Here is a 15,476-nt window from a genome sequence, read left to right as displayed (position 1 = left end):
AACGGAACGGCCGGGGTCACACGGTCAGCACGCCACTGGCGACCACGGCGGTCGCGCCGGACAGGATCGCCGCGCCGCCGCCGGCCACCGCACCGACGTCGACGAACATCTCGCAGCCCTTGCCGAGCAGCTCGCCCTGGCAGATCGAGACGATCTCGTCGCCGGGCAGCAGGCCGTGCTCGATCGCGTGCAGGGCGAGCGGCGCGCAGGCCGAGCCGGTCGCCGCGTCCTCGACGACGCCGTAAGCGGGCGAGAACATCCGGTTCATCAGGCCCGCGCCGTCGACGGCGAAGCAGTTGACCGCGAGGTCCTCCAGGACCGCCAGCGCCCGCTGGTCGGGCACCAGGGCGAGGAGCTCGTCGGGTGTGGGCAGCTGGACCAGCAGGTGGCGCGCGCCGGCGTCGTACAGGGTGATCGGCGTGGGCGTGCCCGTGATGCCGAGGGCGCCGAGCACGACGTCCTGCTGGTCGAAGTCCGCGACGAACGGCGCGGGCTGGGTGACCGACATGACGCACGAGCCGGCCGCCTCGCGGCGGGCCTCGACCGGCCCGCGCTTGGTGACGAACCGCGCCGCGGGGTGCCCGGTGCGGTCGAGCCAGGCCCGCGCCGTGCCGATGAGGGGGTGGCCGGCGAGCGGCAGTTCGTTGACGGGCGTGAAGATCCGCACGCGGACCTCGCCGGGTGTCGTGGTGTCGTCGACGAACGTCGTCTCGGACAGCTGCAGTTCGGCGGCGATCCGCTGCATGGTGGCAGCGTCGAGATCACCGGCCTCGAAGATCACGGCGACGGGATTTCCCAGGAGCGGACGGTCACTGAACGCGTCGACGACGACGTACGGATGGGACATCTGACACCTCCGAAGGATGCGGGTGACGTTCGGCCGGGAGCCCGGCCGAAGGATCAGGGCACCGAAATGCCGGGTGGTCACGCGGAAGCATGGCCACCCGGCATCGTCACGCGGGTGAGCTGGTGGTGCGGCAGGGACCTGCCTGGATCAGCCGGCCGCCGGCCGGCTGCCGGCCGTCCGTCAGGTGGGAATACCGGCCCGCTTGATCTTCGGCACCTCGATCCCCAGCGCCCAGAACTGGCGCACCGGGTTCATGAACTCACGGCAGCGCACGATCTTGCCGTCGTTCATCTCGAACGAGAACAGGAAGTGGTTCTCGTAGTGACCCTCGGGGTAGCCGTCGAAGCGGATGGCGCCGCGGCCCTGGCACTCGACCCAGAAGTGGTCCGGGTCGATCTCCGGGTGGATCGTGACGTCGTACCACTCCCAGTCGGGGAAGCACTTGAGCGACCACACCGCGTGCCGTTCGAGGGCCTCGCGGCCCTTGATCTCGATCGGGCGGCCGGTGTCGTTGGTCCACAGGCCCCCGACACCGTCCTCGACGAACAGCTCGTGCCGGCGCAGGCGGTCCTGGCCCTTGGTGGCCATGTAGGTCTCGACGGTCTGGAGGTTGCGCCTGCGAAGGGCGTCGGATGCTTCGGTCATGGCTGACTTCCTTTCGGTGTCTGCTTTCCCTGTCGGGCCGTGCCCGTCACCACGTGACGGCGGCGTTCACGAGCCGGCGCGGAAGCTCTCGAACTCCTTGGCCCGCTCGCCGTCCAGCACCTCGCGGAACGAGGCCAGCCCGCCGAAGTAGAACAGCGGCCGCGGCTTGTCGGTGTGCACGTTGGACCCGAAGATCCACGACTTCACCTGCGCGAAGATCGACGCGTTCGCGATCTCGTTGCACATCTGCTGCCACTGCGCGAGCGCCTCGGCCGAGACCTCGACGGGCGCGTCGCCGTTCTCGCCGGACCACGTGATCAGGTCCGCCACGAAGTCCATCTGCGCCTCGATGCCCGGGGGCAGGTTCGAGAAGACGCCCTGGGGGCCGAGCAGCGTGAAGAAGTTCGGGAACTTCGGCGTCGCGATGCCGAGGTACGACGCCGGCGCCTCGCCCCACTGGTCGAGCAGCCGCGTGCCGTCGCGCCCGGCCACCTCGAAGTGCCGGTAGGCGCCCTCGATCGCCTCGAACCCGGTGGCGAACACCAGCGTGTCGAGTTCCTTGACGGTGCCGTCGGCGAGCTCGACGCCCTGGGGCAGGATGCGCGTGATCGGGTTGGCCTTGACGTCCACGAGCTCGACGTTGTCGTTGTTGTACGTCTCGTAGTACCCGTCGACCGAGGCGGGGCGCTTCGCGTACGGCTCGCTGGGGATCAGCCGCTCCGCGATGTCCGGGTCCTTGACGATCGACCGGATCTTGCGCTTGATGAACTCGGCCGCGGCGTCGTTCGACTCGCGGTTGAACGCGAGGTCGGCGAAGGTGCCGAACATGAACTCGAAGCCGCCGCCGCGCTCCCAGGCGCGCTCGAAGACGGCCTCGCGCTCGTCGGCCGGCACGTCCATCGCGCCGGCCTCCGGCTCGTCGAACCCGCAGGCGAGGCGCGTCTGGCGCCAGGCGGCCCAGTTCGCGTCGAAGTTCTCCTGGTACTCGCGCACCTCGTCGGCGCCGAGCCGCGTCTGGCCCGCCGGGACGACGTACTGCGCCGTGCGCTGGAACACGGTCAGGCGGTCGGCGACCTTCGCCGCGGCCACGATGAGCTGGCCGCCGGTGGAGCCGGTGCCCACGACGCCGACCCGCTTGTCGTCCAGGACCGCGTCCTCGGGCCAGCGCGCGCTGTGGATGACCTCGCCCGCGAAGTCGTCGAACCCCGGGATGTCGGGGAACACGGGCCGCGCGAAGACCCCGGCCGCGCTGACGATGTACCGCGCGGTGAAGGCCTCGCCGCCCTCGATCTCGACCCGCCAGGTCGCCGTGGCGTCGTCGTACCGCGCCTCGGCGGCGGCCTGGCCGAACCGGTACACCTCGTCGACGCCGTGCCGCTCGGCGACCTCGTTGAGGTAGTTCCGGATCTGGGCGCCCTTCTGGTACCGGGCCTGCTCGTCCCACTCCGAGGACGTCTCCTGGTCGAAGGAGTAGCGGTAGACGATGCCGTCGGTGTCGGCCTGGACCCCCGGGTACCGGTTCCAGTGCCAGGTACCGCCCAGGCCCGTGCCCCGCTCGATCCCGAGGACCTTCTTGCCCAGCTTGTTCTTGAGGATGTGCGCGGCGTAGATCCCCGCCACCCCGCCCCCGACGACGATCACGTCGAAGTCGGTGTGCTGCGATGCGTCACTCATCAGTCGTTCGATCCCTCCAGTGGTTTCCCGGATTGTGGTTCCGCCGGCCGCCGCCGGCGGCTCAGCGCGGTGCGTCCTTGCCCGCTACGGCAAGCCGGTAGCGGGCGGCCGTCTCGGCCAGCTCCGCGGATTTCTCGGTCGTGCCCAGCCCGCGGGAGACCAGCTCGCGCTGGTTCATCTCGCGGTTCGCCAGCACGATCCGGCCGACGACGGGCCGCCGGGCGGACTCGAAGCGCGCGGCCGCGGCGACGGGGTCCTCACCCCGGTCGCGGCCCGCGTTCAGCTCGGCGGCCAGCGCCCACCCGTCGACGATCGCCTGGGACGCGCCCTGGGCGCCGATCGGGTACATGGGATGCGCGGCGTCGCCGAGCAGCACGAACTTCCCCCGGGACCAGACGTCCAGCGGGTCCAGGTCGCGCAGCCGGTCGGCCCGCAGGTAGCGGGCCCCGCGCACGAGCCGCGGCATGTCCAGCTGCGGCAGGTCCCAGTCCCTCACGAGGCCGGTCAGGTGGTCCCGGGCGTCGTCGTCGGACAGCGCCAGCGCCGAGTCGTCCGTCACGGGGGTGGGGACCAGCAGCACCCAGTTCAGCAGGCTCTCGCCGGCGGCGTCGGCCGCGGCGGAGACGGGGTAGATGACGAGCCGGCGTCCGTGCGGGTCCGAGACCAGGTGGAACGTGCGGCCGTCCGCGAACCGCGGCATCGGCGTGATCCCGCGCCACATGATCATGGGCCCGAAGCGGATCTCGCGCGGCCCGGCGACGTGCGTGCGCACGACGGAGTTGATCCCGTCGGCGCCGACGACGAGGTCGTAGGCCGCGTCCCCGGAGGGGTCCTCAGGCGTCGTCCCCGTGGCGTCGGGCAGGCCGGCCCACCGCGCCACCTCGGCGTCGTCGACCGTACGGTCCCCGACCAGCCGCACGTGCGGCCCGAGGCCGCCGAGCAGCGCGCCGCGCAGTTCGTCGCGCAGCACCGAGACCTGCGGCGTCGCCTCCCCGGCGGCGATGCCGCGCGGTTCCTCGTGCAGCTGCGTGCCGTGATGGTCGACGTACCGGTGCGCGCGCGTCTCGATGCCGCTCGCGACGAGCCCGGCCGCCAGGCCGATCCGGTCCAGGCAGGCGACGGCCGCGGGCTGCACGTTCAGGCCGAAGCCCTCGCGCGCCCCCGTGGCGCGCTTCTCGAACACGTCGACCTGGAACGACTCGTCCAGCGCGTTGGCGAGCGTGAGCCCGCCGATCCCGCCGCCGACGACGGCGATCCGGCGCCGCGGGCCGCCCGCAGCCCTACCCGCGGTTTCCGGCTGATCCATCACAGGGACGTCTCCTTCGCGATCGCGGTCTCCCACAGGGACAACTTCTCCGGGTTGCGGACCGCCCAGATGCTCGCGATCCGCCCGTCGCGCACCACGGTCGAGACGACCGAGAGCACCTTGTCGCCGACGATCCCGACCAGGCCCGGCTCCGAGTTCACGGTCACCGCGCGCACCCGCAGGTCCGGCTGCCGCGTCATGACGTCGACGAAGAACCGGGCGACCTGCTCGTGGCCGGTGAGCGGCTCGACCGCCGCGCTGACGACGCCGCCGCCGTCCGTCACCGCGGTGACGTCCGGGTTGAGCAGGGCCATGAGGCCGCGGATGTTCCCGCTGACCCAGGCGTCCTTGAACGCGTCGTTGACGCGCCGGTGCTCGCCCGGGGACGTCGTGACCGAGCGCGCGTCCTGCACGCGCTTGCGGGCCGACGACGCCAGCTGGCGGCAGGCCTGCGGCGTGCGGCCGACCATCTCGGCGATCTCGTTGAACGAGTACTGGAACACGTCGTGGAGCACGAAGCTGACCCGCTCGGCCGGCGTCATCTTCTCCAGGACGACGAGCAGCGCCATCGAGACCGACTCGTCGAGCGTGACCCGCTCGACGGGGTCGCGGTGCGCCGCGGACTCGCGCGGCAGCGTGGTGGACCGGGCGAGGTCCGCGTCCGGGAGCGGCTCGGGAAGCCACTCCCCCACGTACACCTCGCGGCGGGCGCGGGCCGAGCGGAGGTGGTCGATGCAGATGCGGGTCAGCACCCGCGTGCGCCAGGCGGCGGGGACCTTGACCGCGTCCCGCTCGGCCGGGGTGAGCCGGTACCAGCGCAGATAGGTCTCCTGCGTCACGTCCTCCGCCTCGGAGGCGGACCCCAGCAGCCGATATGCCACGCCGAGGAGCCGGGAGCGTTCGCTGTGGACGGTGGAGAGTTGGGGGTTGCCCTCCTCGATCCCACGAGTCATCTCGGGTTGCACCTCCGGGTTGTCAGGGCCGCGCAGGATGGACGTCACTGGGTCCGTCACTCAGATTGACGATCCAGGGCACGCAACTGTCAGGCCGGTCAGGTCGGTGATTTTCCCGCGTTGCCCGGATCCGGCAACGCGTCCACATCATCACAGGTCAGAGCGCTGCGGTAAAGGAAGTTGCCCCAGGCGGACGATCCCGGGCAGCACGACGCCGGGGCGGCGGCTCCGGTGGGAGCCACCGCCCCGGCGGGCCGGCGGGCAGCGGTCAGGCGGACGCCGCGCGGGCACGCCCCTGCCCGCGCGGCGTCCGGCCGCGGATCCGGCGGACGGTCAGAGGCGCGGGTCCGGGGTCAGCGTGTACTTGGTCTGGAGGTACTCGTGGATGCCCTCCGCGCCGCCCTCACGGCCCAGGCCGCTGGCCTTCCAGCCGCCGAACGGGGCCGCCGCGTTGGAGATGACGCCGACGTTCAGGCCCATCATCCCGGTGGCCAGGCGCTCGATCATGCGCTGGCCGCGGGCCAGGTTCTCCGTGTACACGTAGGAGACGAGGCCGTACTCGGTGTCGTTGGCCAGCCGGACGGCGTCGTCCTCGTCGTCGAACGGGACGACGGCGAGCACCGGGCCGAAGATCTCCTCGCGCAGGAGGTCGCTGCCGGGGCGCACGTCCGTGAGCACCGTGGCGGGGAAGAACGTCCCCGCCCCCTCGGCCGGCGTGCCGCCGAGCCGCAGCGTCGCGCCCCGCCCGACGGCGTCGGCCACGAGCGTGGCGGACTTGGCGACGGCGGCGGCGTCGATGAGCGGGCCGATCGTCACGCCGTCCTCGGTGCCTCGCCCCATGCGGAACTCCGCGACGCGCCTGGTGACCCGCTCGGCGAACTCGTCCGCCACGGAACGGTGCACGAGGAAGCGGTTGGCCGCCGTGCACGCCTGGCCGATGTTGCGGAACTTGGCCACCAGCGCGCCCTCGACGGCCTTGTCGAGGTCGGCGTCGTCGAACACGAGGAACGGCGCGTTGCCGCCGAGCTCCATCGACGTGCGCAGGACGCCGCCCGCCGCCTGCTCCAGGAGCTTGCGCCCCACGGGCGTCGACCCGGTGAAGGAGAGCTTGCGCAGGCGCGGGTCGCGGATGATGCGCTCGGAGACGGGCCCGGTGTTCGACGTCGTGACCACGTTCAGGACGCCTGCGGGCAGCCCCGCCTCCTCGAAGATCTTCGCGACGAACAGCGTGGTCAGCGGCGTCAGCGACGCGGGCTTGAGCACCACGGTGCAGCCGGCCGCGAGCGCCGGCGCGATCTTGCGGGTGGCCATGGCGAGCGGGAAGTTCCAGGGCGTGATGAGGAACGCGGGCCCGACGGGGTGCTGCGTGACGATGACGCGGCCGGTGCCCTCGGGGCTGGGGCCGTAGCGGCCGGTCACGCGGGGCGCCTCCTCGGAGAACCAGCGCAGGAACTCGGCCCCGTAGGCGACCTCGGTGCGGGACTGGTCGAGCGGCTTGCCCATCTCGAGGGTCATGAGCAGGGCGGCGTCCTGGGCGCGTTCGATCAGGAGGTCGAAGGCGCGGCGCAGGATCTCGGCGCGCTCGCGGGCGGGGGTGCCGGCCCAGGCGTCGAAGGTGCCCGCGGCGGCGTCGAGGGCGGCGACGCCGTCGTCGACCGTCGCGCTCGCGATCCTCTTGAGCTCGGCGCCGGTCGCCGGGTCGGTGACGGTGAGGGTGGCGCCGTCGGACGCGGGGCGCCAGCGGCCGTCGACGTACAGGCCGTCGGGGACGGCGGCCAGGAGCTGGGTCTCGCGCTCGGTCAGCTGCGGTCCGGTCGGGTGCGACTCGGTCATGGGTGCTCGGACTCCTTCGTCTCGCGGGTGTGCGGACCCGCCCTGCCGCCGTAGGACGACGTGTCGTCGCCGGGCGGCGCGGCGAGCGGATCGCATCGATCGGCCGGCCGCGGTCCAGGGAGGCGGCCATCACGTGGCGCGCCGGGCGTTCCCCGGTCCGGGAAACATCATCTCCCACTCCCTGTCGAGAGCGGCGCGGTCACGGAATACGGCAAGACGGACTGTCATCGCCAGGATATCCGCCACGCTCCCTCTCACGCCGCCGCGGCCGCCCACACCTCGACCGCCGTGACACCACCGAGGAGCGACACCGGGACGCCTCGCTGTTCGCGGTGGAGCGCCTGGGCGAAGCCGTACACCTCTGCCGGCGTCACCAGGCGGACCTTGAGCGCGAGGCGGAACAGGTCGAAGGTGGTGACGACCCCGATCTGGTGCGCCTCGGCGACGCGCCGGGCATCCTTGTCGTCGGTGATGAAACGTGCCGCCGCCCCGCGCGACTCAACCAGGGCAATGGTCTCGGCCTCGCCGAGGTGGGCGGTGCGCGGGTCGCCCGGGCCGAGGAGCTCGTCCTGGATCAGCTGGACGCTCACACGCTCGGCACCGGTCTCGGGGTACCAGGGGTCGCCGAGGAAGTGGCGCGCCGAAGACATCGCCTCGCGCCCAGGGACGCGGGCGCCCTTGGCGCACTCGGATGCGATCGTGGCGCACCAGGCGCCCTTGCCGCGGAGCAGGGTCTCCAGGAGATCCATGCGACCGATGATCGCGAAGTTGTTCAGGACGGTGTTGTCGGGAAGGAAGAACTGGATCACGGCACCGCCAGGCCCAGCGTCGCGGCGAGATCGTCGGGTTCCACCGGGTCGGCAGGGTTGGGCTCGTCGACGTCGAGCGAGTCCTCGGAGACGTTGAGCATCCAGGCCAGGGTGGCCGCGCCCAGGCGTCCGGACGCAATGCCCTCGCGATGACGCTCCTGCAACGTCACGGGGAATCGCCGTGAGGCGGCCTGCTCCATACGCAGCGTTATCGGGTCGAACTCGCCGGGTTCCGCCGGAGGATGTTGTCGGAGCACTCGTTGTGTCGGCCAGGTCAGGACATCCGACACGTCACGCGAGGCCGCGATCCGGAGAGAGACAAGGCGGTTCGCGAGCGCCTTCGTGGAGACGCCGCGTGACCAGACGACGTCGGCAACGACGTCCGGGCCGGCGCGCCGCCAGTCGATCCGCCGTAGCGCCGGTTCGGGAAGCAGCAGTTCCGCTGCAAAGGCGTTGGCCGCACGTTCGCGTTCCTCGCTCACCGGCCTCGGTGCGCTGTGCCCCAGCACATCGTCCTCGAGATCCTGGTGGGCGAGGTGACCGAGTTCATGCGCGAGCGCCCAGTTCTCGCGGAACCAGCTTCCGGTCGTCGGCATCACGACAGCGTGACGACCACCGATCCTGAGCAGGTAGGAGGTGCCGATCTCATGGACGCGGACGACATCGACACCGGCCTCGAGTTCCAGCCGCGCGGCGAACGGGCGAACGAAATCCTCACCGAGCAGGGTCCGGACCGCATCGGGGGTCGACGGCAGGCGCGACGGCGCCTCCGACGCACCCGGGTAAGCCTGCCGGTACGCCAGACGCACCTTCTCCAGCACCCTGAGGTCCGACTCCCAGGTCGGCGTGGACCGCCCACCCGTCGTCGGATCGAAGTCGTGGCGGGCGGCCACGCGCAGTCGATGAGGGTCCTCGGCTCCCGTGATCAGCCAGTAGATGTCGACCTCGAGCAACTCGGCGAGGCGAGCGAGCTCGATGGACGAGAACCCGCGCTTCCCGCTCAGCGCACGCGAGAACGCGTCAGGCGTCATCTCGACTGTCTCCGCGACGGACGCCTGTGTACGGGGCGGCGTCAGCCCGGCCAGCACCTCCCGGACGCGCCTTCCGATCTCCTCGTTCATACGCCAAGACTACGCCGGTCTTGGGATTTTCCCAAGAGCGCGGCGGCCGGGTCGCAGGTGATAAGAAGTAACCACCGACCCACAGCAGCAAGGACGCTCATGCCATCACCCCTGGCGGACGATCTCCGCGCCAAGCTCCTCCGGACACCCGTCGCCGCTCTGTCCGCGCAGCTGCGGGCCCGCGGTCTGGAGAACATCCATATCGACGGCCTCACCCCGCTCCATCCCGGCGCCAAGCTCGTCGGGACGGCCCGCACGTTGCGGTTCCTGCCGAACCGTGAGGATCTGTTCGCCACCCACGGCGGCGGGTTCAACGCCCAGAAGCAGGTGTTCGACGCCGTCGGGCCGGGCGAGGTCATCGTCATCGAGGCCCGCGGCGAGACCACCGCCGCGACGTTCGGCGACATCCTCGCGATCCGGGCGCACACGCGCGGCGCGGCCGGGATCGTGACCGACGGCGGCGTCCGCGATCTCGCGGCCGTCACCGCCGTCGGCATCCCGGTGCACTGCACGGGCGGCCACCCCGCGGTCCTCGGCCGCAGGCACGTCCCCTGGGACAGCGATCTGACGATCGCCTGTGGCGGCGCGACGGTCCAGCCGGGCGACATCCTCGTGGGCGACGCCGACGGCGTCGTCGTCATCCCGCCGTCGATCGCCGACGACGTCGCCGACGCCGCCCTCGCGCGCGAGACGGAAGACGCCTGGATCGCAGAACGCGTCGCGGAGGGTCACCACATCGAGGGCCTGTTCCCGATGAACGCGGAGTGGCGCGCCCGGTTCGAGGCGCGCGAACAGATAACACGGACGACGACGTCGTCCCTCCTCACCTCCGCGGCGGTGCCGGCGGACGGCACGTCGTCCCGCGCCAGCGAGGCAAAGCTGACCGCCGCGCCGGCGCCGTCCTCCTCGGACGAAGCAGGTGATCCCGCGTGAGCCTCTCGGCCGAGACCGTCGCCGCGCTCGCCGCCGAGCTCGCCGACGCGGACCGGCGCCGGACCGTGATCCCGCGGATCACCGCGCGGCATCCCGGGGCGACCGTCGAGGACTCCTACGCGATCCAGAACGTGTGGCGGGACCGGCAGCTCGCCGCCGGGCGGCGGCTCGTGGGCCGCAAGATCGGGCTGACCTCGCGCGCCATGCAGGCCGCGACCGGGATCACCGAGCCGGACTACGGCGTCATGTTCGACGACACCGTGTGGCAGAACGGGGCCACGATCCCCGCGGAGAACTTCTCGAACGTGCGGATCGAGGTGGAGCTGGCGTTCGTGCTCAAGGAGCCGCTGGCGGGGCCGCACTGCTCGGTGTTCGACGTGCTGCGCGCCACCGAGTACGTCACCCCGGCGCTGGAGATCCTCAACTCGCACGTCGAGCTGGAGGGCCGCACGATCGTCGACACCATCGCCGACAACGCCGCCTACGGCGGCATGGTGCTCGGCGGGACGCCCCGGCGGCCCGACGACGTCGACCTGCGGTGGGTCTCCGCGCTGCTGTACCGGAACGAGACCATCGAGGAGACCGGGGTCGCCGCGGGAGTGCTCAACCATCCGGCCACGGGCGTGGCCTGGCTCGCGAACAAGTTCGCGGCGCACGGGGCGTGGCTGGAGGCGGGCGAGATCATCCTGGCGGGGTCGTTCACCCGGCCGATGTGGGTGGCTGCGGGCGACACCGTCTTCTGCGACTACCGGGAGATGGGGACGATCACATGCCGTTTCAGCTGAAGGCCACGTTCCGCGAGGCGCTCGCCGGGCAGTCCCGGGCCGGCGACGGCGGGCGCCCCCTGGCGGGCATGTGGGTGAGCTCCGGCAGCCCCCTGGTCGCCGAGATCTGCGCCGGCAGCGGCCTGGACTGGCTGCTCGTCGACATGGAGCACGGGCCCAACGGCATCGAGGGCGTCCTGCGCCAGCTGCAGGCCACGGCCGCGTACCCGCCGTCCGTGGTGGTCCGCGTGCCGGGCCTGCTGCCCGTGACGATCAAGCAGGTGCTGGACCTGGGCGCGCAGAACCTCCTGGTGCCCATGATCGACACCGCCGAGCAGGCCGAGGCGGCCGTCCGGGCCGTGCGGTACCCGCCGCGCGGGGTGCGCGGCGTGGGCTCGTCCCTGGCGCGCTCCGCGCGGTGGAACCGCGTCGAGGACTACCTGGCCCACGGCGACGAGCACGTCTCCCTGCTGCTCCAGGTGGAGTCGGCCGCCGGCGTCCGGAACGCCGGCGAGATCGCCGCGGTGGACGGGGTCGACGGCGTGTTCGTGGGCCCCAGCGACCTGGCCGCGTCCATGGGCCTGATCGGGCAGCCGTCCCACCCGGACGTCGTCGCGGCGGTGCTCCACGCGCTGGAGACGGTCCGCGCCGCCGGCACGCCCGCCGGCGTGAACTCGTTCGACCCGGCGCAGGCCGAGGCCTACCTCGCCGCGGGCGCCTCGTTCGCCCTGGTGGGGGCCGACGTGGCCCTGCTGGCGCGCGGCTCGGAGGCCCTCGCGGACCGGTTCGTGGCGCGCGGCTGAGCGCCGCGCGCCACGGGGTACCGCCGGCGCCCTAGATCGATCCGGCCGGGCCGTCCAGCCCGGCCGGGTCGCTCGCGAGACCCGCGGGACGCACCCAGTCGAACGGCTCGTGGACCGCGGCCCCGAGACCGATCTCCTCCGCGATCACCTCCCGCAGCCGGTTCGACGAGAACGCCCCGATCACGTTCATCTGGGCGTCCCGGTACAGGCGCTCGACCTCGTGGCCGGTGGTGACGCCGAACGCGCCGTGGATCTGCACCGCCCGCTGCGCGACCCGCACCCCCAGCTCCGTGGCGTACACCTTGAGCATGGCGATCAGGCCCCGCGCCGGGGACCCGGCGAGGCGTTCCGCGGCCGCGCGGCGGGCCAGGAGCTTCGCCGCGTCGATCTCCGCGCGGGACTGGGCGAGCTGCGCCTGCACCCCTTCCATGTGCGCCAGGGGCAGGCCGAACGACACGCGCCGCGCCGCGTGCCGCACCGAGGCCGCCAGCGCGGCCTCCGCGATCCCGATCGCGGACACCGAGGTCAGCAGCCAGCCCCACGTCATGCCGTTCGAGAGCTCGCCGAGCGGCACCTCGAGGACGTCCTGGGCCCGCACCGGCGTGTCGGTGAACACCAGCCCGCCCCACGGCATCCCGCGCAGCCCCAGGTGCGGCAGTTCGTAGCGGTGCACGCCGGGCTGCGTGAGATCCACGAAGACCAGGCACCAGCGCTCGTCCGCCCGGTCGCCCAGGCGGGCCAGGACCACCGCCACGTCGGCGGCCGGCGCGTTCGCGATCCGCGACTTCTCACCGCTGATCACGTAACCGCCGCCCGTGGGCGCGCGCCGTACGGTGGTGCGCTGCGTCGAGGCGTCGCTGCCCGCCGTGGTCTCGGCGACGGCGAACGCGCCGAGCCGCTGGCCGCTCACCAGGGAGCTCAGGAGCTCCTCGTGGGGCGCTCCGGCGCCGGAGGTGTTCCCGTAGGCCGAGACCAGCCGTGCGCACAGCAGCCCGGACACCGTCGCGGACCAGTACGTGCTCGGGCACGCCTGCGCGAGCTCCTCCATCCGGCCGACCATCAGGTCGGCGCCGGCTCCGGTGCCGCCGGATTCCTGCGGATGGAACAACCGGATATACCCGCTCTCGGCGACCTCACGCCAGTTCTGCGCCGGAATGGCGCACGCGGAATCTGCCAGGCCCGCCCGGCCCGCGATTCCCGTGAACCGGCGGGCCGACGACCGGATCGGTGAATCGGTGATCACGCTCATGAATCCTCCAGGATCATTCAGCCGAGTTCGGAGAGGGATGCCGCGAGCACGGAGCGCAGTATTTCCGTGGTGCCGGCGGCGGTGGAGAAGAACGCGGCGTCGTGCTGGATCCGCTGGGCGAGCCCGGGTTCCGTGCCGGACCAGGCGGGCGAGAGCCGCAGCGCGCCGGCGACGATCTCGGACACGGAGTCCACGACGAACAGCTTCGCGGCGGCGGCGCTCGCCGCGGACCGGGCGCCGCCGGCGTCGAGGTCCGCCGCCGCCCGGAGCACCATGCCGCGCGCGAGCTCGACCCTCGTGGCCATGTCCGCGAGCGTGAACCGCACCGACTGGGAGTTCCGCAGCGGCCTGCCGAAGAGTTCCCGCTGCCCGGCGCCGTCGGACGCCTCCCGCAGCAGCTCCCGCGCCAGGCCCACCCACGGCGCCGGCGTGAACACGCCGTCCAGCGCCATGAGCAGCGGCTCCACCTCCGTCCGCGCGCCGCCGGGAGTGCCGAACACGGCGTCGCCGGCCACGGGGCACGCGCCCAGCAGGAGCCGCGCCCAGCCGCAGCCGCGCAGCGCGCCGGGCCCGGACTCCTCGACCCGCAGCCCGGGGGTGTCGCGGTCGACGACGAAGGCGGTCCGGCCGCCCTCGGGATGCGCCGCCACGACCACGAAATGGTGCGCGGCCGCGCCGCCCGCGACGAGCTCCAGCGCGCCGTCCAGCACCCAGCCGTCCGGCACCCGCCGCGCCGTGACCGGGACGCCCAGGGCCGCCCCCTGCGTCTGGTGCAGCGACACCGCCCCGATCCACTCCCCCGAGGCCATGCGCGGCAGGTAGCGCTCCCGCTGGGCGGCCGTCCCGAACGCCCGGACGGGCACCGCGGCGAGCGCCGCGTGCGCGACGACGGCAAGGGCCAGGCCGGGGTCGCGGGTCCCCGCGCCGAGCTCCTCCAGCGCGGCGGAGGTCTCGGCGGCCGAGAGGCCGGCGCCGCCCAGCTCCACCGGGACGAGCGGGCCGATCAGGTGCGACGTCTCGATCCGGGACCCCGTCGCGTCGAACAGTTCCGGATCCAGCCCCGGCAACCGGGCAGTTGTTCCCATCGCAGATCACCACTTTCGAGAGGTCTGATTCCCGACGGGAGCGAACATACCCCTCGCCATCCCCTTTCGAAAGCGTCCGGGCGAAGTATTGACAGGCATTTCCCGTCGTCACAGACCTTCACCGCGGTTCACATTCGATCACACATCCCTGACACAGGATTGACGCACGGGCATTGCTGTTTCACGCGCGAACTCCATACGCTGTCGCCGCACGTTCATCTCGAATCTTCAGGCGTTACGGAAGGAGCGACGACAATGAACGAGAAATCGCCCGAGAATTCGACGGCCGCACGGCCGCACGTGTCCGACGCGACGCTGCGGGACTCCGCCCACATGGGCGGCGTCGAGTTCGGCCCCCGGGACGCCCGCGCCATCGCCGAGCTCCTTGTCGCCACGGGCATCGACCTGGTCGAGGTCGGCATGGTGTCCGGACCGGACTCGAAGGACGCGGACCTCGTGACCGCCGTGCACGAGGCCGTCGGCCCGGAGCGGAGCATGACCCTCCTGGTCGTCCGGGACCGGCGCCAGGTGTCCACGGCGCTGGACGAGGCCGAGCGGCTCGGCGTCCGGCACGTCATGTACTCCATCCCGACCTCCGAGGCGCACGCCGCCCTCAAGCTGGGCTCCCCCAGCGCCAAGCTGCTCCACTCGGTCGCCCGCGCCGCGATCTCGGAGGCGAAGGAGCGCGGGTTCCACGTCACGTTCAGCGGGGAGGACGGCGCCCGCACGCCCGCGGAGCGCCTGGTGCCCTACGTCACGGCCGGGTTCGAGGCCGGCGCGGACCGCTTCCGCCTCGCCGAGACCGTGGCCTACCTCTCCCCGTGGCAGATGCAGGACCTGATCGCGGACCTCACCGCCGTCGACGGGGCGGAGATCGAGATCCACTCGCACAACATGCTCGGGATGGCGGTCGCCAACTCCCTGGCCGCCGTCCGGGCGGGCGCGCGGTGGATCTCCGCGACCGTCGGCGGCATCGGCGAGCGCGGCGGGAACGCGCCGCTCGCCGAGATCCTCACGGCGCTGCGCGTCGTGCACGGCGACGACCGCTTCGACCTGCGGCACCTCACCGAGCTCTCCGCGCTCGCGCTCAAGGGCGCCCGCATGGGCGACGCCTTCCAGTCCGGGCCGACGACGCCGCACGCCTTCGCCTACGAGCTCCCCGGCCAGCTCACGCACCCCGAGGCGTACGAGACGCTGCCCCCCGAACTGGTCGGCAACCAGCGCCGGCTGCGCGTCCGGACCCGGTTCACGCCGGCCCTGGTCACCTGGGCGCTCGACGAGCTGGCGGACACCGTCGACGTGCCCGATTTCATCGCCTGGCTCACCGAGCGCCAGGACGCGCAGGGGCGGCCCGCCCTCGACCGGGACGCGATCCGCAAGGCCGCCGTCGACTTCGCGGCGGCCTGAGCACCCCGCCTCCGTCACCTCCGCAACCCGACACCGAACCCCAGAAG

13 protein-coding genes and 1 pseudogene are annotated in these 15,476 nt (G+C 72.4%); 4 read left to right on the top strand and 10 right to left on the bottom strand.

Features of this window, described 5'->3' with window-relative positions; translation table 11 throughout:
* Positions 1-16 precede the first annotated feature (16 nt).
* The 8 genes from ABD208_RS05260 to ABD208_RS05225 form a co-directional block, all read right to left on the bottom strand.
* Complete coding sequence (locus ABD208_RS05260; RefSeq protein WP_344100271.1) at positions 17-847, bottom strand: PhzF family phenazine biosynthesis protein; 831 nt, start codon at positions 845-847, stop codon at positions 17-19.
* Between the two features lie 180 nt (positions 848-1,027).
* The gene (locus ABD208_RS05255) at positions 1,028-1,492 is read right to left on the bottom strand and encodes a PhzA/PhzB family protein (protein WP_344100269.1); all 465 of its coding nucleotides are present in this window, start codon (positions 1,490-1,492) and stop codon (positions 1,028-1,030) included.
* 66 nt (positions 1,493-1,558) lie between these two features.
* Entirely contained in the window at positions 1,559-3,166 is a 1,608-nt protein-coding gene (locus ABD208_RS05250; RefSeq protein WP_344100267.1) for a flavin-containing monooxygenase, read from the bottom strand.
* A 61-nt stretch (positions 3,167-3,227) separates the two neighbouring features.
* On the bottom strand, positions 3,228-4,472 hold the full coding sequence (locus ABD208_RS05245) for an FAD-dependent monooxygenase (RefSeq protein ID WP_344100265.1): 1,245 nt from the start codon (positions 4,470-4,472) through the stop codon (positions 3,228-3,230).
* Positions 4,472-5,425: an RNA polymerase sigma factor SigJ gene (gene sigJ / locus ABD208_RS05240; RefSeq protein ID WP_344100263.1), complete on the bottom strand. Its 954-nt coding sequence runs from the start codon at positions 5,423-5,425 to the stop codon at positions 4,472-4,474. The genes ABD208_RS05245 and sigJ overlap by 1 nt, the downstream gene beginning before the upstream one ends.
* Positions 5,426-5,758: 333 nt before the next feature.
* Complete coding sequence (locus ABD208_RS05235; RefSeq protein ID WP_344100260.1) at positions 5,759-7,258, bottom strand: NAD-dependent succinate-semialdehyde dehydrogenase; 1,500 nt, start codon at positions 7,256-7,258, stop codon at positions 5,759-5,761.
* Positions 7,259-7,512: 254 nt separating this feature from the next.
* Positions 7,513-8,067: a PIN domain-containing protein gene (locus ABD208_RS05230; RefSeq protein WP_344100258.1), complete on the bottom strand. Its 555-nt coding sequence runs from the start codon at positions 8,065-8,067 to the stop codon at positions 7,513-7,515.
* Positions 8,064-9,155, bottom strand: a complete 1,092-nt coding sequence (locus ABD208_RS05225; protein ID WP_344100256.1) for a helix-turn-helix domain-containing protein — start codon at positions 9,153-9,155, stop codon at positions 8,064-8,066. Before ABD208_RS05225 ends, ABD208_RS05230 begins: the two co-directional genes overlap by 4 nt.
* A 144-nt stretch (positions 9,156-9,299) precedes the next feature.
* On the opposite strand from ABD208_RS05225, the pseudogene ABD208_RS05220 reads away from it, so the two are divergent.
* The 3 genes and pseudogenes from ABD208_RS05220 to ABD208_RS05210 all read left to right on the top strand — a co-directional run.
* Positions 9,300-9,974: pseudogene (locus ABD208_RS05220) on the top strand (RraA family protein); the annotation flags it as partial.
* A gap of 143 nt (positions 9,975-10,117) precedes the next feature.
* Positions 10,118-10,906 carry a 2-oxo-hept-4-ene-1,7-dioate hydratase gene (hpaH, locus tag ABD208_RS05215; protein WP_344100254.1) on the top strand — a complete coding sequence of 263 codons (789 nt, stop codon included), beginning with the start codon at positions 10,118-10,120 and terminating at the stop codon, positions 10,904-10,906.
* A complete protein-coding gene (locus tag ABD208_RS05210) occupies positions 10,891-11,688 on the top strand; it encodes an HpcH/HpaI aldolase family protein (protein ID WP_344100252.1) in 798 nt (265 codons plus the stop codon). The genes hpaH and ABD208_RS05210 overlap by 16 nt, the downstream gene beginning before the upstream one ends.
* Before the next feature lie 31 nt (positions 11,689-11,719).
* Here ABD208_RS05210 and ABD208_RS05205 read toward each other — a convergent pair whose 3' ends face one another.
* Entirely contained in the window at positions 11,720-12,931 is a 1,212-nt protein-coding gene (locus tag ABD208_RS05205; protein ID WP_344100250.1) for an acyl-CoA dehydrogenase family protein, read from the bottom strand.
* A 23-nt stretch (positions 12,932-12,954) separates the two neighbouring features.
* A complete protein-coding gene (locus tag ABD208_RS05200) occupies positions 12,955-14,022 on the bottom strand; it encodes an acyl-CoA dehydrogenase family protein (RefSeq protein ID WP_344100248.1) in 1,068 nt (355 codons plus the stop codon).
* A gap of 255 nt (positions 14,023-14,277) precedes the next feature.
* Here ABD208_RS05200 and ABD208_RS05195 point away from each other — a divergent pair, with 255 nt between their 5' ends.
* A complete protein-coding gene (locus ABD208_RS05195) occupies positions 14,278-15,429 on the top strand; it encodes a hypothetical protein (RefSeq protein ID WP_344100246.1) in 1,152 nt (383 codons plus the stop codon).
* Positions 15,430-15,476 lie beyond the last annotated feature (47 nt).

The sequence above is a fragment of the Myceligenerans crystallogenes genome (genome assembly GCF_039529775.1).
In the GTDB taxonomy this organism is placed as follows: domain Bacteria; phylum Actinomycetota; class Actinomycetes; order Actinomycetales; family Cellulomonadaceae; genus Myceligenerans; species Myceligenerans crystallogenes.
This window is presented reverse-complemented; position numbering and strand designations above follow the sequence as displayed.

What these genes read in the sequence shown, in the direction of transcription:
- ABD208_RS05210 (WP_344100252.1), top strand. Translation starts at nt 10,891, where the DNA reads ATGCCGTTTCAGCTGAAGGCCACGTTCCGCGAGGCGCTCGCCGGGCAG.
- ABD208_RS05260 (WP_344100271.1), bottom strand. Translation starts at nt 847, where the DNA reads ATGTCCCATCCGTACGTCGTCGTCGACGCGTTCAGTGACCGTCCGCTC.
- ABD208_RS05250 (WP_344100267.1), bottom strand. Translation starts at nt 3,166, where the DNA reads ATGAGTGACGCATCGCAGCACACCGACTTCGACGTGATCGTCGTCGGG.
- ABD208_RS05255 (WP_344100269.1), bottom strand. Translation starts at nt 1,492, where the DNA reads ATGACCGAAGCATCCGACGCCCTTCGCAGGCGCAACCTCCAGACCGTC.
- sigJ (WP_344100263.1), bottom strand. Translation starts at nt 5,425, where the DNA reads ATGACTCGTGGGATCGAGGAGGGCAACCCCCAACTCTCCACCGTCCAC.
- ABD208_RS05200 (WP_344100248.1), bottom strand. Translation starts at nt 14,022, where the DNA reads ATGGGAACAACTGCCCGGTTGCCGGGGCTGGATCCGGAACTGTTCGAC.
- ABD208_RS05245 (WP_344100265.1), bottom strand. Translation starts at nt 4,472, where the DNA reads ATGGATCAGCCGGAAACCGCGGGTAGGGCTGCGGGCGGCCCGCGGCGC.
- ABD208_RS05195 (WP_344100246.1), top strand. Translation starts at nt 14,278, where the DNA reads ATGAACGAGAAATCGCCCGAGAATTCGACGGCCGCACGGCCGCACGTG.
- ABD208_RS05235 (WP_344100260.1), bottom strand. Translation starts at nt 7,258, where the DNA reads ATGACCGAGTCGCACCCGACCGGACCGCAGCTGACCGAGCGCGAGACC.